Annotated in this window: 22 protein-coding genes; 15 read left to right on the top strand and 7 right to left on the bottom strand. The window is 44.4% G+C overall.

Annotated features, from left to right (window positions below; translation table 11 throughout):
• The first annotated feature begins 43 nt into the window (after window positions 1-43).
• Complete coding sequence (locus DQM55_RS10355; protein ID WP_111676645.1) at window positions 44-2284, top strand: SEC10/PgrA surface exclusion domain-containing protein; 2241 nt, start codon at window positions 44-46, stop codon at window positions 2282-2284.
• A 286-nt stretch (window positions 2285-2570) separates the two neighbouring features.
• Window positions 2571-3668 (top strand): DUF3114 domain-containing protein, encoded by a 1098-nt coding sequence (locus DQM55_RS10350; protein ID WP_002907383.1) that lies wholly within the window; start codon window positions 2571-2573, stop codon window positions 3666-3668.
• A 20-nt stretch (window positions 3669-3688) separates the two neighbouring features.
• Here the strand turns inward: DQM55_RS10350 and tpx are convergent, their stop codons facing one another.
• From tpx to DQM55_RS10330, 4 genes are all read right to left on the bottom strand, one after another.
• Window positions 3689-4180, bottom strand: a complete 492-nt coding sequence (tpx, locus tag DQM55_RS10345) for a thiol peroxidase (protein WP_002896683.1) — start codon at window positions 4178-4180, stop codon at window positions 3689-3691.
• A 151-nt stretch (window positions 4181-4331) separates the two neighbouring features.
• The gene (gene ssaB, locus DQM55_RS10340; protein ID WP_111676643.1) at window positions 4332-5261 is read right to left on the bottom strand and encodes a metal ABC transporter substrate-binding lipoprotein/adhesin SsaB; all 930 of its coding nucleotides are present in this window, start codon (window positions 5259-5261) and stop codon (window positions 4332-4334) included.
• A gap of 19 nt (window positions 5262-5280) precedes the next feature.
• Window positions 5281-6129, bottom strand: coding sequence for a metal ABC transporter permease (locus tag DQM55_RS10335; protein ID WP_032909779.1), 849 nt, complete (start codon window positions 6127-6129; stop codon window positions 5281-5283).
• Window position 6130: 1 nt separating this feature from the next.
• Window positions 6131-6850 (bottom strand): metal ABC transporter ATP-binding protein, encoded by a 720-nt coding sequence (locus DQM55_RS10330; RefSeq protein WP_331813024.1) that lies wholly within the window; start codon window positions 6848-6850, stop codon window positions 6131-6133.
• Between the two features lie 149 nt (window positions 6851-6999).
• Between DQM55_RS10330 and DQM55_RS10325 the strand changes: the two genes are divergently transcribed.
• Together DQM55_RS10325 and DQM55_RS10320 are read left to right on the top strand one after the other, a co-directional pair.
• Window positions 7000-8892, top strand: a complete 1893-nt coding sequence (locus tag DQM55_RS10325) for a M13 family metallopeptidase (RefSeq protein ID WP_111676639.1) — start codon at window positions 7000-7002, stop codon at window positions 8890-8892.
• Between the two features lie 233 nt (window positions 8893-9125).
• Window positions 9126-10022, top strand: a complete 897-nt coding sequence (locus tag DQM55_RS10320) for a DUF7916 family protein (RefSeq protein WP_002898523.1) — start codon at window positions 9126-9128, stop codon at window positions 10020-10022.
• 88 nt (window positions 10023-10110) lie between these two features.
• On the opposite strand, the gene DQM55_RS10315 is transcribed toward DQM55_RS10320, so the two are convergent.
• The gene (locus tag DQM55_RS10315; protein WP_061592294.1) at window positions 10111-11307 is read right to left on the bottom strand and encodes an ROK family protein; all 1197 of its coding nucleotides are present in this window, start codon (window positions 11305-11307) and stop codon (window positions 10111-10113) included.
• Window positions 11308-11511: 204 nt separating this feature from the next.
• On the opposite strand from DQM55_RS10315, the gene DQM55_RS10310 reads away from it, so the two are divergent.
• The 6 genes from DQM55_RS10310 (at window position 11512) to DQM55_RS10285 (ending at window position 17774) form a co-directional block, all read left to right on the top strand.
• Entirely contained in the window at window positions 11512-11829 is a 318-nt protein-coding gene (locus tag DQM55_RS10310) for a PTS sugar transporter subunit IIB (protein WP_004188921.1), read from the top strand.
• An 8-nt stretch (window positions 11830-11837) separates the two neighbouring features.
• Window positions 11838-12155: a PTS lactose/cellobiose transporter subunit IIA gene (locus DQM55_RS10305; protein WP_002914454.1), complete on the top strand. Its 318-nt coding sequence runs from the start codon at window positions 11838-11840 to the stop codon at window positions 12153-12155.
• A gap of 5 nt (window positions 12156-12160) precedes the next feature.
• A complete protein-coding gene (locus DQM55_RS10300) occupies window positions 12161-13522 on the top strand; it encodes a PTS sugar transporter subunit IIC (RefSeq protein WP_002896670.1) in 1362 nt (453 codons plus the stop codon).
• Entirely contained in the window at window positions 13523-15301 is a 1779-nt protein-coding gene (locus tag DQM55_RS10295; RefSeq protein ID WP_111676638.1) for a glycoside hydrolase family 35 protein, read from the top strand.
• Between the two features lie 9 nt (window positions 15302-15310).
• Window positions 15311-16240, top strand: coding sequence for an aldo/keto reductase (locus tag DQM55_RS10290; RefSeq protein ID WP_111676636.1), 930 nt, complete (start codon window positions 15311-15313; stop codon window positions 16238-16240).
• 118 nt (window positions 16241-16358) lie between these two features.
• The gene (locus DQM55_RS10285) at window positions 16359-17774 is read left to right on the top strand and encodes an LPXTG cell wall anchor domain-containing protein (protein ID WP_111676634.1); all 1416 of its coding nucleotides are present in this window, start codon (window positions 16359-16361) and stop codon (window positions 17772-17774) included.
• 48 nt (window positions 17775-17822) lie between these two features.
• On the opposite strand, the gene DQM55_RS10280 is transcribed toward DQM55_RS10285, so the two are convergent.
• Window positions 17823-18803 (bottom strand): nuclease-related domain-containing protein, encoded by a 981-nt coding sequence (locus DQM55_RS10280; protein ID WP_111676632.1) that lies wholly within the window; start codon window positions 18801-18803, stop codon window positions 17823-17825.
• Window positions 18804-19013: 210 nt separating this feature from the next.
• Here DQM55_RS10280 and DQM55_RS10275 point away from each other — a divergent pair, with 210 nt between their 5' ends.
• Complete coding sequence (locus tag DQM55_RS10275; protein ID WP_111676630.1) at window positions 19014-19883, top strand: glycosyltransferase family 2 protein; 870 nt, start codon at window positions 19014-19016, stop codon at window positions 19881-19883.
• Window positions 19884-19955: 72 nt separating this feature from the next.
• Here DQM55_RS10275 and DQM55_RS10270 read toward each other — a convergent pair whose 3' ends face one another.
• Window positions 19956-20732, bottom strand: coding sequence for a glycyl-radical enzyme activating protein (locus tag DQM55_RS10270; RefSeq protein WP_172454768.1), 777 nt, complete (start codon window positions 20730-20732; stop codon window positions 19956-19958).
• A 124-nt stretch (window positions 20733-20856) separates the two neighbouring features.
• Between DQM55_RS10270 and DQM55_RS10265 the strand changes: the two genes are divergently transcribed.
• From DQM55_RS10265 to DQM55_RS10250, 4 genes are all read left to right on the top strand, one after another.
• Window positions 20857-21600, top strand: coding sequence for a DeoR/GlpR family DNA-binding transcription regulator (locus DQM55_RS10265; protein WP_002907363.1), 744 nt, complete (start codon window positions 20857-20859; stop codon window positions 21598-21600).
• Between the two features lie 16 nt (window positions 21601-21616).
• The gene (locus DQM55_RS10260) at window positions 21617-22588 is read left to right on the top strand and encodes a sugar-binding transcriptional regulator (RefSeq protein ID WP_111676626.1); all 972 of its coding nucleotides are present in this window, start codon (window positions 21617-21619) and stop codon (window positions 22586-22588) included.
• Window positions 22589-22687: 99 nt separating this feature from the next.
• Window positions 22688-23179 (top strand): hypothetical protein, encoded by a 492-nt coding sequence (locus DQM55_RS10255; protein WP_172454767.1) that lies wholly within the window; start codon window positions 22688-22690, stop codon window positions 23177-23179.
• Window positions 23180-23509: 330 nt separating this feature from the next.
• The gene (locus tag DQM55_RS10250) at window positions 23510-23833 is read left to right on the top strand and encodes a PTS lactose/cellobiose transporter subunit IIA (RefSeq protein WP_002896659.1); all 324 of its coding nucleotides are present in this window, start codon (window positions 23510-23512) and stop codon (window positions 23831-23833) included.
• Window positions 23834-23841: the final 8 nt, after the last annotated feature.

Below are 23841 nucleotides of genomic sequence, written 5' to 3'. Positions count from 1 at the left end.
AAAGCTTTTCTCATTATACTATTAACATATCAGGAGGAAAACCATGAAAAAAATCCAAAAACATGTCATTCTAGGTGCAGCAGTTCTTGCTAGTACTGGCTTTGCTCACACTGTAGCTGCAGATACAACTCCAGTGGATGCAAAGGCCCCTGCAAACCAAGATAAGGCTCTATCTGCAAGTCCAGAAGCTCTTAAACAGCAGACTGAGCAGGTTAATCAAGCGAAAGCATCTGTTGACCAAGCCAAAGAACAGGTTGCGACTGCTGAGACTAAGGTTGAAACAGCCAAGAAAGATAATGCTGATACAAGTGTACAAAAAATTGCGGAAGCTCAGGCAGCTGTGACAGCAGCTGAGAAAAAAGTTGCCCCAGCGGAAAACGCAGCCAAGCAAGCCCAAGCAGATCTTGATACAGCTAAAACTGCGGAAAACACACAGGCAGCTGTAGCTCAAGATGCTCAAGCTCAAGCAGCTAAGGCAAAAACTGAAACCCAAGCTGCTCAGGATGCTGTGAATGCAGCCCAAAAAGCTGTGGATAGTAAACTGGTGAGTGAAAAGGTAACGAAGGCAAAGGATGAGCTTGACAAGGCACAAAAGAACCTGGATTCTTACCAAGACCAGTTGAAGACAGCTGAAGCTGAAGATGCGAAACGACAAGCGTCGATTGATCAAGCCCAGGCAGATATCAAAGCAGCCCAAGCAGAAATCAAGGAAAAAGAAGCGAAACTTTCGTCTCAAGATCAGGTTCACAATACTTTTACCCTATCGCAAGCTTATATAAATGCAATTAAAAGTAACAATATCAACGGTACAGCAAAGTTAACATCTGAGGCACAAGAAACACTTGCTAAAGAAGCAGCTACCCTAAAATCGAGCAACAATTATATTGGTAGTCCAAAAGATGCGCAACGAATGGTTAACATCAATGCTATTCCAAATGATGTTCTGATGGAATTGAACTATTATGCACAAGATTTGATTAATCAAATCCGTAAGCAAGCAGGAACAGCACCAGTAACATTAACACAAAATAGTATTGACTATGCAGCAGCTCTAAGCCAAGCAGCCCGTGAACAAAAATATAAATACCAATCAAAAGAACCTATAACTTCACAAGTAGATGTTCCAAGAAGTGTGGTTGCTAAATTTGGACTGGATCAGTTTGGTCATAGAGTATCAGGAACTAACGAGCTCGGCCCTTATCCTATTCTTGCTAGCCAAGAGAATGTCTCTGTTGACTATTTAAAAAAGGCAATTTACGATGATATCAAATTCCAACTGTTTGATTTAGGAGATAGCAGTGCGTATAGGGAGAGAGGGACTATCTATGCCCAAAAGGTAGTGGGGCATCTTGATAATCAGAAGAAAGGTGCATATGTTGCTGTTAACTTTAGCAACAACGGCATTATTAACCGAATTAACTTCCTTCTTTTCCCAAATAATGACGGTGATATTAAAGATCCTTCCAAAATAACACCAGCCTTAATCAATCCAAATGCCAATAATCAAGAGGCAGATGCTGCTCGTAAAGACTTGGCGGTTTCGCAAGCTAAGTTGGATGCTGCTCAACGGACGTTGACAAATGCTCAGAATAAGCAGGAGACAGCACCATTACTGCGTGAGGTTGTGAAAACTGCTAAGGACAAGTTAGCCAAGGCGGAAAGTACTTACCAAGCTGAACTCGAAAATAGCAAGAAGTCGGCTTCTGAAGAAACCAAGGCTAAACTGGCAGTTTTAGCTAAAGCTCAAGCAGACTTGAAAGAAAAAGAAGCAGCCCAAACAACTGCGCAAAAAACAGCTGAGGAAGCTAATGCCAAACTTGAGGCTTTGAAAGCAGCTACAGCGACCGCTCAAGAAAAGGCAACTGCTGCGGCTACAGCTCTGGAAGAGGCTCAACGCGCTGTTCAAGCTGCTAAAGACTATGTTACTCGCTTGCAAAACGCCCCTGCTCTTCTAAAAGAAGCAGAAGCGTCTCTCAATGATGCTAAAGCAAACTTGGCAAGTAAGGAAGAAACCTATAGAGTCGAAAATGCCAAACTTGAAGCTTTGAAAGCAGCTCTTGCAGCCCTTGAGACAGACGACCCAACCAACCTCGTTTCTAAGAATGAGCGAAAGGTTCTGAAAGTCACTACAACAGGAGTGAAGAACGGAAAGAAACCAGTTCAGACCTATCAGGCTCCAGCAGCTCTTCCAAAAACAGGATCTGCTGAATCTTCTCTAGCGCTTGCAGGATTGGGATTGCTCTCTATGCTGGGACTGGCTTTTGCAAAACGTCGTAAAGCTTAAGAGCATTTATTGATAAAATCGAATTCTAGATGAATTGTAGCAAAATCAAAGTTGGAACAGCTCATTTAAACAAAACTCATACTGAGAGAGGACCAGTTTGGTCTTCTCTTTATTTATTGAGTAATTTGTTAAGAACATCTTTATTGTTAGCACTCCAAGGGTTCATATTTTGTTCTTTGCTATCATGTGAGTTTGTGATAAAATCTAATTGTTCTATGTAGATTAGATTTTTTATTATAATCCCTACAGTTTTGAACTATTAGAGCTAACAGAAAGGAGGGAAGCCATGTATCCGAAAGAAGGGAAAGAACATCTCTTTCAGCAATTGCAATCAATCGGCTGGTCTCAGGTAGCACTGGAACAAGTTTTTGCAGAGATTAGTGTGCAAGGGAAAACAGTGCCAGAAGAAGGATATTACCTGCAGGAGGCTCAGCTTTTTGGCAGTCCCTTTTTTCAAGATCTTTGGCTGGCTGAGGATGCTCAGAACAGCAGGTTAGGAGCTCAGGAGCTGCTGGTTCTGGCTATGAATCTTGTTAATATGCCTGAGGAGCTGAGTGGAGATAAGGCAGAGACGGATCTTTTACTGGCTCGGATTGCTCCAAACCTAACACCTCATGATGGCTTTTGGAAAATTTTCTCAAGGACCTTGCGCCAGGCTTTTCCAGCAGATGATTTCAGCCAAAGGGATGGCAATCAAAAGCTTAAAAGACAGCTACATCAGTTTCGCTATGTCATTTCCTGCCAGCAGGCCCAGTGGGTCAGAGATCACTACCGTCAGACTGGTATGACAGATGCAGAAGCCTTGGCCTCCTATCTAAAGGATTGGTCTGCGCTGCCTTATAGCTTTCAAGAATCCTCTCGCTTGCACAATAAAGCCCATATTGATAAGAGGTCAGAGCAAGCTATCTATCCGGATGGTCAAGCAAGTCAGGCTAATATAAAAATCCTGATTGATTTTCATACAGAGTTTATTTTGGATCAGACAGGTCGTTTTCTCAATATTATCGATCCAGAGAGGGCTAGCCAAAATGGTATTGTGAATGGCGCCAGCTTTAACTATGGTGAGCATAACCGGCCGGGCAATCAGGCTTCTCATACTCGCTATGATGTCAAAACGCCTGCAGTTTGGGATCCTCGCTTTCGCAGGCTTGGCATTGAAAATGGTGGCCGCAAGTTCAAATCACCTCAGAATAATCGTGGTCCGCTGGGCTATCGTTCGGCTAAGAGCCCTTATGCTCGAAAGGGGCGGAGTGCTTATAAACAGGTAAAGGCAGAGATTGCTCGGTTCAAGAAATTACTGAATCGACCATCCTTTCTCTTGCGTTCTTGGGCTTGGTTCCGTCAGTTTTGGCAGAAGTTTTTTGTACAAAAAAATACGGACTAGCAAATCCGTATTTTTATCTCTTACAAGCTCTTAACTGCGGCGATAGCTGCTTCGAAGTCAGGCTCGGTATTGATATTGTCGACATATTCAGCGTAGGTCACAGTGTTATTTTCATCCAGAACTAGAACTGCGCGAGCCAAAAGGTGCCATTCATTGATGAGGACAGCATAGTCACGGCCGAAAGAATGGTCGAAGTAGTCAGAGAGCATGACAGCATTCTCAATGCCTTCAGCAGCACACCACTTGCCTTGAGCAAAAGGCAAATCAACTGAAACCGTGATAACAACGGTATTGTCCAAGTCAGAGAGTTCTTGGTTAAAACGACGAGTCTGAGTCGAGCAGACACCAGTATCGATAGATGGGATGATGCTCAGGACTTTCTTTTTGCCAGCAAAATCAGCCAGAGTTTTCTTTGAAAGGTCAGTTGCTGTCAGGCTAAAATCGTGTGCGGTGTCGCCGACTTGCAGTTGCTTTCCAGTAAAGGTTACAGGATTTCCGAGAAAAGTTGTCATAAGGAGTCTCCATTCATATTTGATAGCTTCATTGTACAGCGAATAGTGATTTTTTTCGAATAATTTGACTGGAAATTTGAAATTGACTCCATGTGAAGCTCCTTCTCCAAAAATAAAGAGGTTAGGATTTTGTCTTCCTAACCTTTTATCATTATTTGGCCAAGCCTTCAGAAATTTTATCTAGATTGTATTTCATCATGCTGTAGTAGCTGTCGCCTTCTTCACCTTCGTCAGCGATTGAGTCGGTAAAGATTTTGGCATAGATTGGGATGTTGGTGTCCTTAGAAACGGTCTTCATCGGACGGTCGTCCACACTTGATTCGACAAAGAGAGATGGCACTTTGGTCTTGCGTAGTTTTTCAACTAAGCTTTTGATTTGGTCTGGAGTTCCTTCTTCTTCGGTGTTGATTTCCCAGATGTAGGCTGATGGCACATTGTAGGCCTTAGAGAAGTACTTGAAGCAGCCTTCGCTGGTCACAATCATTTTCTTTTCTTCTGGGATGTTGTTGAATTTCTCCTTGGCCTCCTTATCCAAAGCGGTTAGCTTTTCCACATAGGCTTTGAGATTTTTCTCGTAAGTGGCCTTATTGTCAGGGTCTTTTTCAATCAAACGTTTGGCAATGTTTTGCGCATAGATAATGCCGTTTTCCAAATTGAGCCAAGCATGAGGGTCTTCCTTACCCTTTTCACTTTGCCCTTCAAGGTAAATGACGTCAATGCCATCGCTGACAGCATAGTAGTCCTTGTTTTCTTCCTTATTGGCATTTTTGACCAACTTAGTAAACCAAGCATTGCCGCCGGTTTCTAGGTTGATACCATTGTAGAAGATGAGATCCGCTTGAGAAGTCTTTTTGACATCTTCAGGCAGGGGCTCGTATTCGTGGGGGTCTTTGCCGACTGGTACAATGCTGTGCAGGTCAATCTTATCGCCAGCTATATTTTTGGTAATATCAGCGATAATTGAGTTTGTCGCAACAACCTTGAGCTTGGACGAGTCACTGGACGCCTTCTTCTGACCGGAGCAGGCAAAGAGAGTGCAGACTGCTAGCAAAAGCAGGGATAAAAAACCTAATTTTTTCATGGGACTCCTCCATTAAATTTTATTTTAGTTTAGGTCGGTTTTTAAGTTTTAAATAGCGTTGCTTAGGGGCAATAAAGAAAGAGATGAGAAAGATGAGGGCCGAGGTCAGGACAATGCTGGATCCTGCAGCGACATTAAAGCTATAGCCGATAAAGAGTCCCAGTACAGAAGCTAGAGCGCCCAGCCCTGAGGACAGCAGAATCATAGTTTTCAGACTGTTGGCATAGAGGTAGGCCGTTGCTGCTGGCGTTATCAAGAGAGCGACAATCAGAATGGTTCCCACGCTCTGCATGGCTGTCACAGAGACCAAGGTCAAGAGAATCATCAGCAGATAGTGATAGAAGCTGACTGGCATGCCCATGGCCTGAGCCAGCAGTGGGTCAAAGGAAGTAATCAATAGCTGCTTGAAAAAGAGGGTGATGATTAAGAGCACAGCTATTCCGACTCCAATACTAATCCACATATCAATATCCTGCACGGCCAAGATATTCCCGAAGAGAATATGAAAGAGATCAGTGGAGCTATTGGCAACGCCGATCAGGATTACACCCAGAGCTAGGAAGGAAGAAAAGGTAATCCCAATGGCCGTATCGCTTTTGATAATGGAATTGCCCTTGATGTAGGTGATAATAATCGAGGCCAAAAGTCCGAAGGTGATGGCTCCGATAAAGAAATTGATCCCTAAAATGTAGGACAGGGCCACACCGGGCAGAACCGCATGAGAGATAGCGTCTCCCATAAGCGACATGCCGCGCAGAATGATAAAGCAGCCGACAGCTCCAGCAACAATCCCAATGACGATGGCTGTGATGAGGGCGTTTTGCAGAAAGTGAAAGTCCCGCAACCCTTGGAAAAATTCTAAAATCATCCTAGGCACCTCCATTCATAAAGATCTGGGAGCCGTAAGTCTTTTTCATATTGTCCTTGGTAAAGCTGGTCTCGGTAGGACCAAAGGCAATCAGCTTACGATTGAGCAGGATAATTTGGTCGAAATAATCAACAACCTTGCTCAGGTCATGATGGACAATCAGGATGATCTTGCCTGCGGCTTTGAGACTGCGCAGCGTAGACATGATAATCTCTTCGCTGACAGAGTCAATCCCGACGAAGGGCTCGTCCAAAAAGATACAATCCGCCTCTTGAACCAAGCAGCGAGCAATCAAGACTCGCTGGAATTGGCCGCCGGACAGCTGGCTAATCTGACGCTCTGCCAAGTTCTCTAAACCGACAATTTTCAATGCCTCAGCCACCTTGTTCCAATGGGAACTCTTTAGCCCCTGAAAAAGCTTGAGCTGAGGGTAAAGCCCCAAAGAGACACACTCTTTGACTTTGATAGGAAAATGATAATCAATATTGATCTTTTGCTCCACATAGGCAACCCGTTGGAGAGAGTTCTGCAGTGGCTTTTGCTCCAGCAGAGTCTGGCCTTGGTGGTCAATAATCCCTAGCATACCCTTGAGCAGGGTGGATTTTCCGGCTCCGTTAGGACCAATAATCCCGGTAATGGTTGGCTCCTTAATGGTTAATGAAAGGGGCTCAAGAGCCAGCGTATCCTGATAGCTGACAGTCAAATCTTTAATCGTAATCATCTCATACACCTCTATGATCTTAATATACATTAAAACAAAAATTAAGTCAAGTTAATTTTTAGTAAATTTTTAAAATTAATATAAGAAATGTTTGAAAAAACAAGTGGATTTTGATAAGGTTATATCAAAAGCATGAAAGTGAGAAGAAGATGACACGACTACAAGATGATTTCTATGATGCGGTTAATGGCGAGTGGGCTAAGACGGCGGCTATTCCTGATGATAAGCCAGTGACGGGCGGCTTCATGGATCTGGCTGATGAGATTGAAGATCTTATGCTTGCCACGACAGACAAATGGCTGGCTGGCGATGGAGTGCCAGAAGATGCTATTTTGCAGAACTTTGTTGCTTACCATCGCCTAGCAGCGGATTATGACAAAAGGGAAGCGGCAGGGATTGAGCCTGCGCGTGCTTACATTGATGAAATTCGCAATCTAGCGTCTTTTGAAGACTATGCTTCTAAGATTGCTGATTTTGAGCTGGCTGGCAAGCCGACTTATTTCCCCTTTGGTGTGGCACCTGACTTTATGGACGCCCGTATCAATGTCCTCTGGGCAGACGGACCGGGAACAATTTTGCCAGATACGACCTACTATGCGGAGGAGCATCCGCAGAAGGCGGATCTTCTTGCAAAATGGCGCAAGGCTCAGGAAGATTTGCTGGCCAAATTTGATTTTGCTGAGGAGGAAATTAAGGATCTTTTGGATAAAGTCTTGGAGTTGGATGCTGTTTTTGCCCAGTATGTTCTCTCTAATGAGGAGAGTTCTGAGTATGCTAAGCTCTACCATCCTTATAAGTGGGACGATTTCAAAGCCTTGGTACCAGAGTTGCCTTTGGCGGATATTTTTACCAAGTTAATCGGTCAAGAACCCGACCAAGTTATTGTTCCTGAGGAACGCTTCTGGAAAGCAGCTAAGGATATCTATACAGCCGCTAACTGGGACAAACTCCATGCTCTGCTGATTCTCTCTGCGGTCCGCAATACAACCCCTTATCTAACGGATGATATCCGTGTCTTGGCAGGAGCTTATCATCGTGCTCTATCAGGGACTCCTCAGGCTCAGGACAAGAAAAAAGCAGCCTTTTACCTGGCCCAAGGTCCCTTTAATCAAGCTGTCGGTCTTTGGTATGCTGGTCAAAAGTTCTCACCAGAAGCCAAGGCTGATGTGGAGCAGAAAGTGGCGACGATGATTGAAGTTTACAAAAACCGCCTGGCCCAGAATGACTGGCTGACACCAGAAACTCGGGACAAAGCTATTGTCAAACTCAATGCCATCAAGCCTTATATTGGCTATCCTGATGAGCTTCCTGAGCGTTACTCTCGAAAGGTTGTAGATGAAAAGCTGACTCTCTTTGAAAATGCTCAGAAGTTAAGCCAGATTGATATTGCTTATAGCTGGAGCAAGTGGAATCAACCAGTGGACTACAAGGAATGGGGTATGCCAGCCCACATGGTCAATGCCTACTATAATCCGCAGAAAAACCTGATTGTCTTTCCAGCGGCTATCCTGCAGGCGCCTTTCTATGACTTGCACCAGTCCTCATCAGCCAATTACGGTGGTATCGGAGCGGTCATTGCCCATGAGATTTCTCATGCTTTCGATACCAATGGAGCTTCCTTTGATGAAAATGGCAGTCTTAATAATTGGTGGACGGAGCATGACTACCAAGCCTTTACCGAACGGACTAAAAAGGTCATTGACCAGTTCGAAGGACAGGATTCCTATGGTGCTAAGGTCAATGGCAAGCTGACCGTTTCAGAAAACGTGGCTGATCTGGGCGGCATTGCAGCAGCCCTAAAAGCAGCCAAGAAAGAAGCTGATTTCTCTGCAGAGGAATTCTTTACCAACTTTGCCCGCATCTGGCGGATGAAGGGTCGGGAGGAATATATGAAACTCTTGGCGAGCGTCGATGTCCATGCTCCAGCCAAGCTTCGGACCAATGTTCAGCTGCCAAACTTTGACGACTTCTTTACAACCTTTGATGTGAAAGAGGGAGATGGCATGTGGCGGAGCCCAGAAGAGCGGGTGGTCATCTGGTGATGCAGAGATAAGAATACTTATCAAATCTTGCTCAAATCAAAAATAATCGAGTGCATTTCAATAGTCTGCTTTTGGTTTTGAAAGCAGGCTATTTTGTCAAAGAAATTATAAAGCGTTTACATTTTTATAGTCTTGTGCTATACTGTAGTTGATAACAAAAAACAAACAAAATATCCAAATAGAATAGATTTCAAAGTGTTTATTAATGAATAATAAAGAAAAGAGATGTTCTTATGGTAAAACGATTCATTAGTTCAAATGCTTCAGAAATTTTAAGTATGACTGCGCCGGAGCTGAAACAGAGTATCAAGGCCAGTGAGGGCCGCGTTATCCTGTCTGAAAACGTGGCTTTTAAAGAATCTTATATCGGTGATGTGACCAATGCAGAGATTGCTCGGTCTTTTGGTGCTGACTTGATTTTGCTGAATGGGATTGATATCTTCCAGCCTTTTGTAGCTGGTCTGGACGCCAAAGAAGATTTTATTGAGGAACTACACCGCTTAGTGGGCCGTCCTATCGGTATCAATCTAGAGCCGGTGGACAGTCAGGCCCAGATGGCAGGAGAACGCCTGGTTATCAATGAGGGGCGTCAGGCTAGTCTAGCGACCATTCAGCGAGCAGAAGAGTTGGGCGTTGACTTTATCTGCCTGACGGGTAATCCGGGGACTGGTGTCACCAATCAAGCCATTATTGACACCATTCGAGTGGTCAAGGAGAATTTTTCAGGCCTGCTGATTGCGGGTAAAATGCATGCTTCAGGTGTGGATGAGCCGGTAGCAGACTTAGAAGCAATCGCTCAATTTATCGAAGCTGGTGTTGATATTGTCCTAGCACCAGCAGTCGGCAGTGTGCCAGGCTTTGATGAGCAGGACTTGAAGCAGATTGTCCGACTGGCCCATCAAAAAGGTGCTCTGGTTATGAGTGCGATCGGTACCAGTCAGGAGAGTGCTGATGAGGATATTGTCAAGCAAATGGCTATCCGCAACAAAATCTGCGGTGTAGATATCCAGCATATCGGAGATTCAGGCTACGGCTGTCTGGCTCCGGTTGAAAATATCTTTGCCATGAGTAAGGCTCTCAGAGGGCAGCGCCACACCATTTCCATGATTTCACGTTCGATTAATAGATAGTAAAATGAGACAGACTTTTAGGGGGCTAGCGCCTAGAAAGCCTGTCTCTTTTTTTGTAAAAAAAAGACCGAGATTGATGTCTCGGCCTTTATAGGTTTCCTTTTTTATCTAAAAATTCATGATAGACACAGAGGCTGACTGCAGAGCGGGCAATGCTGTATTTAGAGTAGGGGATAATGACAATCTCTGCTTGTTTTTGCTTTGGAAAGAGAGGCACTTCCTGCTCTAACTGAGCCAGGACCTGCTCGGCAATCACCGGATAGGAAAAGAGCTGGCCGTCTAGATAAATCCTTTCGCTATCAATAAGCTGGCAGAGGTTGGAAATGGAAATGGCCAGGTAGCGACAGGCAGTATGAATCAACTCAATGCTGCCTAAGTCTCCTAAGCGATAGGCAGTCATCAAACTTGTCAAATCAATGTCATTAGCATCCTCTACAAGGGTCTTTAAGAGCGAGGTCTGGGAAGCCCGATACAGGATAGCTGCTTTATCAATCAGAGCACTCTCGCTGGCATAAACCTGCAGGCAGCCGTGCTTGCCGCAAGGACAGCGCTCGCCTTCAGGATTGATGACGGTATGCCCCACCTCCCCGATAAGATAATTTTCCTGACTGTAAATACTGCCCTTGTACATGTAGGAGCAATGAATACCTCTAGCGACATGATAGACGATAAAATTACTGTCTATAGGATGATAGCTAAAGAGGCGTTCAGCCATTGTCAAACAGTGGGACTTATTGGCAAAGTAGACAGGAAGGTCAAAGGCTTCTTGAATAGTCTGCAGGTTAATCTGTCCCCAGTGGGGATTTTTAGAAATGATAAAATCACTTTCAGAGAGATTCACATGTCCCGGTAGTCCGAGGGCAATCGCTGAGATGGAGTATTGGCTATTCTTTTTCAGAAAATCTTGAATCAGCCGGATAATTTCCTGGTCAGACGGACCGCCTGTCACCTCGACCTGATAAATCCGAATGCTGCTTTCTACAATCTCACCGGTATTGTCAGCGATGACTATGGCCAGCTGCTTTTCAGAAATCTCAAAGCCTAGATAGTAGCGGCTACGAGGCGCAATATCCAGCAGGGTTTTCTTGCGGCCTACGCTCTCATCATTGAGCTCACCCAGCTCCAGTACCAAGCCTTCCTTGATCAGTTCATTGATGATACTGCCGGTCGTGGCTGGTGTGATTTGAGTTTCTTTTGAAATATCAATCCGAGAAATCGGTCGTTTGGCATAGAGCTGATCCAGGACAGTTGCTCTTAGCTCGTTTTGTTTTCTAGTTCGTGTCATCTTGTTTCCTCTGCTGCTATACTATCAAAAAAAGCTATAAATCTCAAATGTAAGCGTTGACATAGTACAAAAAAATAGTTATAATGTTTATAGAATATTAATAACATAGTGAAAAATATTCTGTTTTCGGATTTTTGTTTATATATTGAAAATAAATAGCAAGCGTCGTTGCAGGCTAGGTCAGATTCATAAAGGAGGATGCTGATGGAAACAAAACAAATTATGTTAGTCTGTGCGGCTGGGATGAGCACCAGTCTCATGGTCAATAAAATGCAGAAAGCTGCAGAGGAGCGCGGCTTGGCTGCGACGATATTTGCGGTGCCAGTGTCAGAAGCAGAAGACTATCTAAGCGAGAAAAAGGTTGATGTCCTGTTGCTGGGACCTCAGGTCCGCTATCTGTTGGAGGATTTACAGGAAAAATTAGCTTCAAAAGGCATTCCGGTCGATGTCATTCCTATGACGGACTACGGCATGATGAAGGGGGATAAGGTCCTGGATCTGGCAGAGTCGCTCATGAAGTAGGTACTCCTATGGAAAATAAAGATTCCTTAGAGGTCGCTATGACCCTCATTATGTATGGCGGAGAGGCCAAGTCTTGTGCTATTGAAGCCATTGCAGCAGCTAAAAAGCAGGACTTTGACCGAGCTCAGGAGAGGCTGAGTCAGGCTCAGAAGGCCCTGCTGCAAGCCCATCACGCTCAAGCTGAAATGCTGACCAAGGAGGCACAAGGAGAAAAGACAGAACTTAGTTTATTTATGGTACATGGGCAGGATCATCTCATGACCAGTATCGCCTTTGTTGATTTGGCAAAGGAGATTGTTGATTTGCATAAAAAATTTGATGAATAGGAGAAATGCAGATGAGTAGTTTGGTTGATAAATGGCAAGCGCGTCTCATGCCTATTGCCAATAAAATCGGCAACCAAAAATTTCTGGTTGCCCTGCGGGATTCCTTTATTGGGACCATGCCTGTGATTATGACGGGCTCTTTCGCCCTCATGGTCAACGCCTTTCTATCTGATTTGCCAGGACAGTTCGGCTGGACCTGGATTTCCTCTACCTTCCAGTGGCTGATTGATATTAACTGGCTGGTATTTAAGGGCAGTATTCCTATCGTTACCCTTTTGTTCCTCTTTACCTTTGGGGTCAATATCGCTAAGATTTACAATACTGATAAGGTGTCTGCTGGTCTGGTAGCTGTTGCTTCCTATATTATTACCATTGGTGGATCAGTTACTAAAACCTTTGAGTTGGCTGGCAAAACACCAGGGCTGAGCAAGGCGATTTCAAAACTTCCGGAGCTAAAACTTGACGGCAGTAATCTGTCTGTGACGATTAACAGTGTCATTCCAGGTGACCAAATCAGTGCGCGTGGTTACTTTACTGCTATTCTGATTGGTTTTGTATCTGTCATCATCTTCTGTAAGGTCATGAATCGTAACTGGACTATCAAACTTCCAGATTCTGTTCCGCCAGCTATCATGAAGCCCTTCCTGTCTATCATTCCGGCTGCGATTGCCATGTATGTCGTGGGGATTGCAACCTACCTCTTTAATCTGGTGACAGGCGAGCTGTTGATTGACTGGATTTACAAGATTCTTCAGGCACCGCTTCTCAGCTTGTCTCAAAGTTTCTGGGCTGTGCTGCTCATTGTCTTTCTCAATAAGATTTTCTGGTTCTTCGGACTGCACGGCGGTAATGTGCTGGCGCCAGTTATGGCTAGTCTATTTGGTGTGACCATGCTGGCCAATCTGGAAGCTTATCAGGCTGGGCATGCGATTCCTTACATGTGGACGGATAATTCTTTCGGTGCTTTTGTCTGGTTTGATGCGATTGGCGTTGCCATTGCCATTCTCTGGCAATCTCGGAACAAGCACTATCGTGAAGTGGCCAAGTTGGGAATTTTCCCAATGGTCTTCAACATCGGTGAGCCGGTCATGTACGGTCTGCCAATCGTTTTGAATCCAATTATGTTTATTCCATACGTCCTGACGCCAATGGTCATGGTAACAGTAGCCTACTTTGCAACCTCTATGGGCTTGGTTGCGCCGGTTACTCAAAACGTCACCTGGGTCATGCCACCGATTCTCTACGGTTTCTTTGCGACAGCCTTCGACTGGCGGGCAATTATTCTTTCGCTGGTTAATATCGCTATTTCAACCGCTATATATCTGCCCTTTGTCAAGATGGCAGATAAACAGGAGGAGCTTGGATAGATGGCAAAATTTGAAATTAAAGAAGAATTTTACTTGGATGGCAAGCCTTTTAAGATTTTATCGGGAGCTATTCAGTATTTCCGGCTTCATCCAGACCAGTGGCGAGATACCCTTTACAATCTCAAAGCTCTAGGCTTTAATACGGTAGAAACCTATATTCCTTGGGCATTGCATGAGCCTCAGGAAGGACAGTTTCAGGCAGAGGGCATGCTGGATTTTGAAGCATACTTCAAGTTGGTTGAGGAGATGGGGCTTTATCTCATTGTCCGGCCGACGCCTTACATCTGTGCAGAGTTTGACTTTGGCGGCCTGCCGGCTTGGCTCTTGAGATATCCTTCGATGCGCCTGCGGGTCAATCATCCGCTTTTTCTGGAAAAGGTCAGTCATTTTTATGACTGGCTCTTTCCCAAGCTTCTGCCCTATCAGAGTGATCAAGGCGGCCCTATCCTCATGATGCAGGTGGAAAATGAATACGGTTCTTACGCCGAGGACAAGGCCTACATGCGCAGCATTGCGCAGATGATGAAGGTTCGTGGCGTTACGGTTCCCCTCTTTACTTCTGATGGGACATGGATAGAGGCTTTGGAATCTGGAACCTTGATTGAGGATGATATTTTTGTGACGGGGAATTTTGGCTCTCAGCCCAAGGAAAATACAGACAATCTACGAGCTTTCATGGAGCGCTATGGCAAGAAATGGCCTCTTATGTGTACTGAGTTTTGGGACGGCTGGTTCAGCCGCTGGAGCGAGGAAATCGTTCGGCGAGAGGCAGAAGATTTGGCCCAGGATGTCAAAGAAATGCTGCAGTTGGGCAGTATGAACCTCTTTCTACTGAGAGGGGGGACCAATTTTGGTTTTATCAGCGGCTGTTCGGCCCGCAAGACCAAGGATTTGCCGCAGATTACCTCCTATGATTTTGACGCTCCTATTACTGAGTGGGGACAGCCGACCGAGAAATACTACGCTGTTCAGCGGGTGACCCACGAGGTCTTTCCCGAGCTTGAGCAGATGGAGCCGATTAGCCGACAAGCCAAGGCCTATGGCAGTTTTCCACTGCTTGGTACTGCAAATCTGCTGGATGTGGCAGCGGATATCACAGAGGAAATTCTGCTGGATTATCCGCAGCCTATGGAGCAGATTGGGCAGAATCATGGCTATATTCTCTACCGTTCTGATATCAAAAATCAATACCATGAGGAAAGGCTCAAGGCATTGGAGACTCATGACCGCTGCCATTTCTATGTCAATCAGGAGCACCTAGCTACCCAGTATCGGGAAGAAATCGGTGATGAGATGCTCTTCTCAGCTGATACCGAGCGGATTCAGATTGATGTTATGGTGGAAAATATGGGGCGGGTTAACTATGGTTACAAGCTGGGTGCACCCAGTCAATCCAAGGGAGTCAAGGGTGGTATCATGATTAACCACCAGTTCCGCAAGGGCTGGAAGCATTATGCGCTCAAGTTTGACCAGGAAATGCTGGCCAAGCTAGACTGCTACTCAGCTCCACCTGAAAGTGTCAAAGCACCGACCTTCTATCGCTTTGAAGCAGAGTTGGATGATATCGCTGACACCTTCATTGACTGCTCTAAGTATGGGAAGGGCTGTATTTCGGTCAACGGCTTCAACCTAGGCCGCTACTGGAATGAAGGGCCGATTCACTATCTCTATGTGCCGTCTGGCCTGCTTAAGGAAAAGAATGAATTTATCGTCTTTGAAACTGAAAATGTCAAGATTGAAGAGTTGACTTTGCTTGACCATCCAGTCTATAAGAAATGAGGTGTTGCGATGAAATATATGACAGTCGGAAATGAACTGGAAGGAGCCAGTCAGCTGATTTTGGGTTGCATGCGACTGGCAGAACATGATCCTAAAGAGGTCGTTTCCGTTCTTGAAACAGCATTAGAAGTGGGAATTAATTTCTTTGACCACTCAGATGTCTATGCTGGCGGCCAGTCTGAAGCTAAGTTTGCGCAGGCTCTTAGCTCAGCTAAGATTCCCCGGGACCGAGTTCTCATCCAGTCCAAGTGCGGACTGCGGGATGTTCATACCAACTACCATTTTGACTTTTCTAAGGATTATATCATCAGCTCGGTTGAAGGCAGCTTGAAGCGTTTGCAGACAGACTATCTGGATGTGCTCCTCCTGCACCGGCCAGATGCTCTTGTGGAACCGGAAGATGTGGCTGAAGCTTTTTCACAGCTGCACCAAGCTGGGAAGGTCCGCTATTTCGGAGTCAGCAATCAAAATCCTTATCAGATTGAGCTGCTGCAGAAGAGTGTGGAGCAGCCCTTAATTGCCAACCAACTACAGTTTGGTCCAGCCCATACTCCGATGCTGGACGCTGGGCTCAATGCCAATATGCTCAATCCTTTAGCAATCGTTCGGGATGGTAGTGTACTGGACTATTGTCGATTGCATCATATCACGATTCAGCCTTGGTCACCATTTCAGGTTGACTTGAACCAGGGACTTTTTATGGAGCATCCTAAATATACTCAGCTTACAGAAACTCTGCATGCCTTTGCGTCAGACTATCAAGTTTCTTTTGAAGCCTTAGTTCTCGCCTGGATTTTGCGTCATCCAGCACAAATGCAGCCGATTGTTGGCTCCATGAATCCACAGCGAATTCGCTCAATGGTGGCTGCTTTTGATATTGAGCTCTCTCGAGCTGACTGGTATAAGATTTATAAGAGCGCGGGAAATCCTCTGCCCTAAGCTTGTTTTTGCAGGGAGATTATTTGTTATTCAGAATCAATGAAGGCTAAGATCAGCGAATCGGTCTGCATATTTCATTGATTAGGCTCGACTCTGTACCTTATGAAAGGAGAATGATATGAATAATAAGTTTTCTTGGCAAGTCCTAGCAAAATCTGCTTCTGCTGCCAAGTATGGAAGTGGCTTGCTGCTATGTGTTTCCCTCTTGTCCTTAGCAGCTTTGACAGCTGTATCAAGAGTTGAAGCAGAAGATGTTGCGCCTGCCCCTGCCGCAGTGGCTGAAAGGCCGGCTTCTCCAGCACCGCAAGCAAGTCCTGAGGCTGAAAATCCAGCTGTGGCTGAACCCCAAGCAGCTCCTGCAAATCAGGTCGAATCGGCTACAGCCGCTAGCGAGTTGCCAGCCAATCAGGTCATGTCCGATGAGCAGAAGCAGCGCGCCATTGCTCAGATGGGAGCCAATCAAGGGGATGTCTGGGTTTGGTCGGAGGAAAATGTCGTTGAAGAAAATGGGGAGCGTCAAAAGCGCGGTCCTAATGGTGGCCCCGGCCAATTTAATGGCGGAGCCGTCGTGTTAGGCGGCCGTCCGACTTATGACCCAGCGGCTGATTGGTACTACCTAGCTTATAAAGGCGAAGGGATGACCGACGAAGAAGCACAGGCTGTCTTTGACAAGGAACGTGGCAAATGGATGAATGAATTTGATCCTTGGGGCGTTGTGATGGAAATGACGGACAATAAGGCCAGCAATGCATGGGCGGATATTCGTAACATGCAGGCTTTTGTGCTCCGGAAGGATTCCAATGTCTGGGAGAAAATTGTGGATCACCCTCAAGGAGTTCAATGGGTTTCTCAATTCAAGGGGAATATGTCCAGCAACGTAGGAGATGCCCGGCAGGAAGCCTTGGCTGGCGGGGGTACAGCTATTGAGGTATTACCTAAGCAGGATCGAGTTGCCCACTGGGGCTCTGATCAAGCCCGTGATATTCCAAGTCCTCAAACTATTCGGGCTGTTTTAGTTTCTGTAGAAGCTCGTATTTCTGAAAAATCTGACCCGGATGCCAAGCTTGGTATTCAAGTTGGCGGTGACTGGAAGTTTGCTGAAGAAGTGAGTAAGCCGCTCTGGTATCCAGGAGCTGGTCTGGCTGGTATTCAGCGACTGACCAAGGATTGGGCGCGTTACTATTTTGTCAGTCTCACTGGTATTCAAGATGCAGTCGAAGAAAGGGCCATTTCACAGGATGTATTTATGAAGAGTATCGTGCCGCTGGCCGATATGGAGCAAGCCACCCAAAATCAAGCTCAGCAGCCAACCCCTGCAAAGCCTAATCCAAAGGGTAGCCAAGCAGAAAATCTTACCTACAAAGCAAGCGGCCAGACGGATCCTCAAGAAGCGTCCCAAGAGTCAACTCTTCAACAAGCTTCTTCCAAACAACTGCCTAAGACCGGCAGCCAAAGCAGTCTATTGACCAATCTGCTTGGACTCGGGCTCTTAGGGCTGGGAGCTGGCTTCCTTGGCCTGAAGAAAAAATCTTAGTTTTGCAAGCTAGAGGGAAAATAATCTACAAAAAAGCAACAGCAGATTCTAGCTGTTGCTTTGTGTTTGGTTTAGGTTTTGCACGACAGGCTGTCCAAAATTAGGTGCTTGCGCAACCTGATCGGCAAGCGGACTGCAGACAGGCTCTTGGTATTTTTGAGTAAAGCGGCATCTTGGGAAGTTGGAGCAGCCCCAAAATTGCTGACCGGCCTTAGAACCTTTGGCTGCTGTACGGAGCACCAATCCATGCTGGCAGCGAGGACAGATCTTTTCTGCTTCTCTACGCTGCTTATTCTGAGCAATGTGGTTAATATGGCGCTCTTTGACGACCTGCTTTCGCTTGGTCAAAGGTAGCAGCATACGATAGAGGTCGTCAATCTGCTCAGACGACAGGTAGACTGGACTTTGGCAGGCCTGCCGGTCAATTGCTCCTATCACTTGCCAGGTCTGAATAACCTTATGTCTGTCACTGTTCAGATGGATTTCCTTAAGCTGACAGTCATTGCCAAAGACGATATAGGAATATAGATTTGGCGTGTATTGGTTGAGATAGTAGCTGAGCCATTTGAGATGGACTTTATTTTGAATAATGGGATTGAAAAAAGAATTCTTGTAGGATTTTCCTCGGCCTCTGGAAAGAACCTGAGTCCAGTATTGCTGATTTTCTGAGCCGAAAATCCAGCCCTTGTAGTTTTTGGACTCAAAAATGTAAATCCCAGATGGATGAATCAGCAAGGCATCAATCTCAGTGGTAGTGCCATCTTCTTTGAAGATATAGAGATTGTACAAGATCTTTTTATAGCCATAGAGCTGGTTCAAGACCTGACCAAGCTGGTATTCTCCCTGTTTTCCCTTGTTATATTTGAGTTCCCAAGGGGCAGTCTGGGTTTGCTGGAAATAGTCAGGTTCTTGACTTTGGCTGGACGGCCAATCCGAGTCCCTATCTTCCCTGTCTTCGAGCAGCTTATAACTGATAAAAAAGACGATGCCAAAGACAGCCACAAATGCAACGAAAAAGAATCCAAACATTTCCTAATCTCCCTTAAAATCCCTAATTCGAGTATAGCACAAAATAAAGGACGGAAGATTTTTATAAGTGTAAAAACACAGCGATTGAACAATAGATTAAAATATGTCTAAAAAACGGAAACTACCCTTTAAAAACTTATTTTCCAAAAACACCTCACAAACCTAAAAAATCATGTATAATAAAAAGACAGGAAAAGAATAGGAGTTATCATGTCTCAGGAATTAATCAGTGTTATCATCCCTGTTTACAATGTTGAGCAGTATTTAGCAGAATGTGTGAACAGCGTCTGTCGTCAGACCTATCAAAATCTGGAAATTATTCTAGTCAATGATGGTTCAACAGATGCTTCTGGTCAGATTTGCCAAGAGCTGGCTGACCAGGATGCGAGGATTCGTCTTATTCATCAGGACAATCAAGGCTTGTCCGGTGCCCGCAACACAGGGATTGAGCACTCTAGTGCAGACTATTTGATTTTTGTGGATTCGGATGACTGGCTGCCTGAGCAGCATGTTGCCCGCCTCTATGAAAAGCTGAAAGAGTACGATGCGGACATTGCCATTGGTCACCACTGTAGCTTTCGTGCAGAGGATTCAGCCTTCCTCTACTATTCGACAGAGCATTTTGAAACCCTCTATACGCGAGAAGAGATAATCGAGGAGTACCCTAGACGGCGCATGCTAGACGGTGTCTTTCTTTGTGCCTGGGCCAAGCTCTATAAACGTAAGCTCTTTGATACAGTGCGCTATCCAGTCGGCCGAGTGGCCGAAGATGCTTTTACGACTTATAAGCTGTACCTTCAGTCAGAAAAGATTATCTACCTCAATGAACCGCTCTATTACTATCGCTTGCGTCCAAATAGCATCTCCATGACTTGGAATGAGCAGTGGTTCCGAGACTTGATTATAGGTTTTGAGGAGCAGCTAGCCATTTTGGGGAAGCTGGGCTATGACCTGAGCTTCTACTACAAATACTACACTTTCCTGCTCCAGTATTGTCGCGATAGCGCTGCAGCCGTCGGTATGCAGTCCAGTTTGGTCTATCAGGAAATTGAAAGCAAACTCAAACTATTTGGAGAATAAATAAAACAAGCCACCTTTCAACCGCAGGGCTGAGAGCGTGGCTTGTTTTTTTAGTGTTTGAAAAATTAAAGACTAAAAGTAGCAATTAATGTCATGCTTCAAAAAGACATCTTGGTATTCAAATAAGTCTTCGGGGTGCAAGGCCTTGACATCTTCCATGGCATACTTTCGGCCTAGTAATTTGTATTTATTTTCGCCAAATTGATGGAAAGGCAGCAGCTGGACTTGATCGATGGATAGTTCATTAAACAAAGTCGCAAACCGCTCTGCATCTTCTAAAGAGTCATTAAAATCTGGAATGACAGGAATGCGCAGAACAATCGTCTTTTGATGAGTGAAGGCGTAGTGGATATTCTGAACAATTAATTCGTTTTTTACTCCAGTCACCTTGCGGTGGTTGACAGAGTTATAATGTTTCAGGTCTGTATAGATAAAATCAACGTACTGGATGAGATCCACGAATTTTTCATGTTCTACAAAGGCAGTTGTTTCAATAGCGGTATGAATCCCTTTTTCCTTAGCGGCTTTGAGAATGGTCTTGGCAAATTCAAACTGGGCGAAAATCTCTCCGCCAGATAAGGTTAGGCCGCCGCCAGATTCTTCATAAAAATCTCTGTCTTTTAGGACTTCGTTGATAATCTCCTCGACACTTCTTTCCTCCCCCATAGTGATGCTTTTTTTGGTAGTAGCATCCAGCATAGGCTCGGGTCTGAATTGCTGTGATTCTGGATTGGAGCACCAAGGGCAGCGTAGAGGACAGCCCTTGAGGAAAACCGTTGTACGAATCCCTGGTCCATCATGAATACTGAAATGTTGGATGTTGAAAATAATTCCTTTTGTTGTTTCCATACTCAGGCCTCCTTTGGATACAATCATTATAACTTATTTTAGAAAGAAAAACAATTACGAATGAAAGTTATTTTTATTTTATTTTTAAGACGTCTTTTGTTACAATAATAGCAGAGGTGATAGAATGGAACGTTTAGATGAAATTGTTAAATTAGTATCTGAATTTGAACGAATTGATGTCAATACTTTATCTGACCGCTTAAAAGTGTCCAAAGTAACGATTCGCAAAGACTTGGATAAGCTAGAAACCAAAGGTCTGCTACGCAGAGAGCATGGCTATGCTGTTTTAAATAGCGGCGATGATCTGAATGTCAGGCTTTCCTTTCATTATGATACCAAGCGCCGAATTGCCCAGGAAGCAGCAAAAATCGTTCAGGATAATGAAACCATTATGATTGAATCTGGATCGACCTGTGCCTTGCTAGCTGAGGAAATCTGCCGAACGAAGAAGAATGTCAAGATTATTACCAATTCTTATTTTATTGCGGATTATATAAAACAAACTGATTCTTGTAAAATTATCTTACTGGGCGGAGAATTTCAGAAAGATTCTCAAGTGACAGTAGGGCCTCTTCTCAAGGAAATGATCCGCTTTTTCCACGTAGAACATGCTTTTGTCGGAACAGATGGCTATGATGAAAATCTAGGCTTTACCGGCAAGGATCTGATGCGAAGTGAGGTTGTACAGTATATGTCAGAGGCATCTGACCGGATGATTGTCTTGACGGACTCAAGCAAGTTCACCAGAAAAGGGACGGTTAAGAGATTTGGCTTTAAGCAGATTGCCCAAGTGGTGACTGACAAGGCGATTCCTAAAGAGGCTGTTGAGCGCTTGAAAGCTGCCGATATCAAACTGACTCTGATCTAGCAGAGAAGGAGATAAGATGAAAAATGAAAGAAAAAAACTATTGGCAAAAATTGCTTATCTCTACTACATAGAAGAAAGAAGCCAGTCTGACATTGCGGCTGAGACAGGGATTTATCGCACCACTATCAGCCGAATGCTGGCAGAAGCTAAAAAAGAAGGCATTGTGAAGATTGAGATCGAAGATTTCGATACCCGCTTGTTCCATTTGGAAAACTATGTAAAAGAAAAATACGGGCTCAAGGGAATCGAAATTGTCAGTAACTTAGTGGATGAATCTCCAGCAGACCTGGAAGAGAGGTTGGCTCAAGCTGCTGCAGGTATGCTACGCAGCCTGATTAAAGACAATGATAAAGTGGGATTTTCTTGGGGAAAGAGCTTGAGCCTTTTAGTAGAGCACTCTAGCAGCAAGCATTTGACAAATGTCCATTTCTTTCCTTTGGCAGGTGGACCGAGTCATATCCATGCACGCTACCATGTGAATACCCTCATCTATAGCATGGCTGGAAAATACCATGGAGACTGCCGTTTTATGAATTCTACGATTATTCAGGAGAATGAGCAACTGACAAATGGAATATTGGCTTCTAAATATTTTGAAGATCTGAAAAGCAGCTGGCAGGAGCTGGATGTGGCTGTGGTTGGTATTGGAGGGCAGGTTGACACGAGAAATCGTCAATGGCTGGACATGCTGACCTCGGAGGATTTTCTTTCTCTAGAGAGTCAGGATGCTGTCGGAGAAATCTGCTGTCGCTTCTTTAATAAAAAAGGGGAGATGGTCTACCAGCATTTGCAAAATCGAACGATTGCCATCTCTTTGGAAAATTTGAAAAAGGTGCCGCTTAGTTTGGCTTTTGCCTATGGCAGTCAAAAATCTGCTGCTATCTTAGCGGTGTTGCGAGCTGGCTATGTCAATCATTTGGTTACGGATGAAGCGACGATTCTAAAAATGCTTGACTTGGACGGAGATAGGAGTTTCTTCACTTCTTAATGTCAGTGGAATCTCATGTGCAAGAGATTTCCAAGACGTAATTTAGGATCCCATTTTTAATAGTGGATTAGCAGCTATGTATGGAGGTGGATTGTTGAATTGAAAAAGCCGATGAAACAAAAATTGGTTAGTTTAGCCACAGGAGAGCTAGTCGCTGTACTAGTATTTTGGCTGAATTTTTTCCTGCTCAAAAGATGGATTCTTACTACTGGAGCTTTGATTTCTATTTCTTTCTCCTTGTTTTTACTGAGTTTTATTCTGATACAGGGCTCTGTTTTTTGGTGGCTTTTGATAAAAAGTATTTCCAATCCAAGATTTGCTGAAAGATATACAGGCAAGATTTACAGGGTACTAAAGATTTTAGACCTTATTTTACTGGGTGTGGGAACCCTGATAATCATTTTTAATTCCAGTGATTTTTCCACCTTCATAATCTCTGTAGCAATTTGGTTTTTTGCTGTCATCGAGTGGATTAATTATTTTAAATGGCAATTATCCTACAGTCTGAATCCTGCTGTTTTATTGAAATACATCCTCCAGAGGAAATTGCGGAAAAGTAAAATAGCAAAGGAAATTGAGAAGGCCGTATAAAAAGATAAGTTTCGGTTTCTTAAAATAGCATATATGAGGAAGTAGAAGCAAATAGCTGCTGCTTCTTTTTTGTGCCGAATCTGCTTATCGTTCTTATCTAATAGAGTGCCTTTGAATCGCAGATGAATACAGCTGTACAGAACTGTCCTTTATGGGGGGAGTTTTTATCCTGCACAAATGTGCAAAATAATTTAAATAAGCTAATTTGTTCTATAATATATTGACGGACTGAGATAAAGGTGATACATTCTAGTTACAAACAAAAATAAATCACTTTCAAACAAAAGAACAAGTTTTTGTTAATCATAAAGATAGGAGCGATTGTAACATATGGAAATGATTGTAGCAGATCAAATTATCATGGGTCTTATCTTAGACGCTGGTGATGCCAAGCAGCATATTTATCAAGCTTTATCACTAGCTAAAGATGGTAAGTTTTCAGAATGCGATGAGCAGATTGAGCTTGCAGATAAGGCGCTGTTAGAGGCCCATAACTTGCAGACCAAGTTCCTAGCTCAGGAAGCTGGAGGAACGAAAACAGAGATTACAGCACTGTTTGTTCATTCTCAAGATCATTTGATGACTAGCATTACAGAGATTAACCTCATCAAAGAAATCATCGACTTGAGAAGAGAATTACAAGGGGAAAAATAAATCATCAG

Origin of the sequence: Streptococcus sanguinis, from assembly GCF_900475275.1 — a bacterium.
GTDB lineage: Bacteria > Bacillota > Bacilli > Lactobacillales > Streptococcaceae > Streptococcus > Streptococcus sanguinis_N.
The sequence above is the reverse complement of the archived record's forward strand: the minus strand, read 5'-3'. Positions and strand labels throughout refer to the sequence as shown.

Bases quoted from the DNA above. Each gene is read 5' to 3' on its own strand.
- DQM55_RS10300 (WP_002896670.1), top strand. From the start codon at position 12,161: ATGCAGATGAGTAGTTTGGTTGATAAATGGCAAGCGCGTCTCATGCCT.
- DQM55_RS10260 (WP_111676626.1), top strand. From the start codon at position 21,617: ATGAAAAATGAAAGAAAAAAACTATTGGCAAAAATTGCTTATCTCTAC.
- DQM55_RS10335 (WP_032909779.1), bottom strand. From the start codon at position 6,129: ATGATTTTAGAATTTTTCCAAGGGTTGCGGGACTTTCACTTTCTGCAA.
- DQM55_RS10290 (WP_111676636.1), top strand. From the start codon at position 15,311: ATGAAATATATGACAGTCGGAAATGAACTGGAAGGAGCCAGTCAGCTG.
- tpx (WP_002896683.1), bottom strand. From the start codon at position 4,180: ATGACAACTTTTCTCGGAAATCCTGTAACCTTTACTGGAAAGCAACTG.
- DQM55_RS10315 (WP_061592294.1), bottom strand. From the start codon at position 11,307: ATGACACGAACTAGAAAACAAAACGAGCTAAGAGCAACTGTCCTGGAT.
- ssaB (WP_111676643.1), bottom strand. From the start codon at position 5,261: ATGAAAAAATTAGGTTTTTTATCCCTGCTTTTGCTAGCAGTCTGCACT.
- DQM55_RS10355 (WP_111676645.1), top strand. From the start codon at position 44: ATGAAAAAAATCCAAAAACATGTCATTCTAGGTGCAGCAGTTCTTGCT.
- DQM55_RS10295 (WP_111676638.1), top strand. From the start codon at position 13,523: ATGGCAAAATTTGAAATTAAAGAAGAATTTTACTTGGATGGCAAGCCT.
- DQM55_RS10280 (WP_111676632.1), bottom strand. From the start codon at position 18,803: ATGTTTGGATTCTTTTTCGTTGCATTTGTGGCTGTCTTTGGCATCGTC.
- DQM55_RS10270 (WP_172454768.1), bottom strand. From the start codon at position 20,732: ATGGAAACAACAAAAGGAATTATTTTCAACATCCAACATTTCAGTATT.
- DQM55_RS10265 (WP_002907363.1), top strand. From the start codon at position 20,857: ATGGAACGTTTAGATGAAATTGTTAAATTAGTATCTGAATTTGAACGA.
- DQM55_RS10250 (WP_002896659.1), top strand. From the start codon at position 23,510: ATGGAAATGATTGTAGCAGATCAAATTATCATGGGTCTTATCTTAGAC.
- DQM55_RS10350 (WP_002907383.1), top strand. From the start codon at position 2,571: ATGTATCCGAAAGAAGGGAAAGAACATCTCTTTCAGCAATTGCAATCA.
- DQM55_RS10330 (WP_331813024.1), bottom strand. From the start codon at position 6,850: ATGATTACGATTAAAGATTTGACTGTCAGCTATCAGGATACGCTGGCT.
- DQM55_RS10275 (WP_111676630.1), top strand. From the start codon at position 19,014: ATGTCTCAGGAATTAATCAGTGTTATCATCCCTGTTTACAATGTTGAG.
- DQM55_RS10305 (WP_002914454.1), top strand. From the start codon at position 11,838: ATGGAAAATAAAGATTCCTTAGAGGTCGCTATGACCCTCATTATGTAT.
- DQM55_RS10320 (WP_002898523.1), top strand. From the start codon at position 9,126: ATGGTAAAACGATTCATTAGTTCAAATGCTTCAGAAATTTTAAGTATG.
- DQM55_RS10285 (WP_111676634.1), top strand. From the start codon at position 16,359: ATGAATAATAAGTTTTCTTGGCAAGTCCTAGCAAAATCTGCTTCTGCT.
- DQM55_RS10325 (WP_111676639.1), top strand. From the start codon at position 7,000: ATGACACGACTACAAGATGATTTCTATGATGCGGTTAATGGCGAGTGG.
- DQM55_RS10310 (WP_004188921.1), top strand. From the start codon at position 11,512: ATGGAAACAAAACAAATTATGTTAGTCTGTGCGGCTGGGATGAGCACC.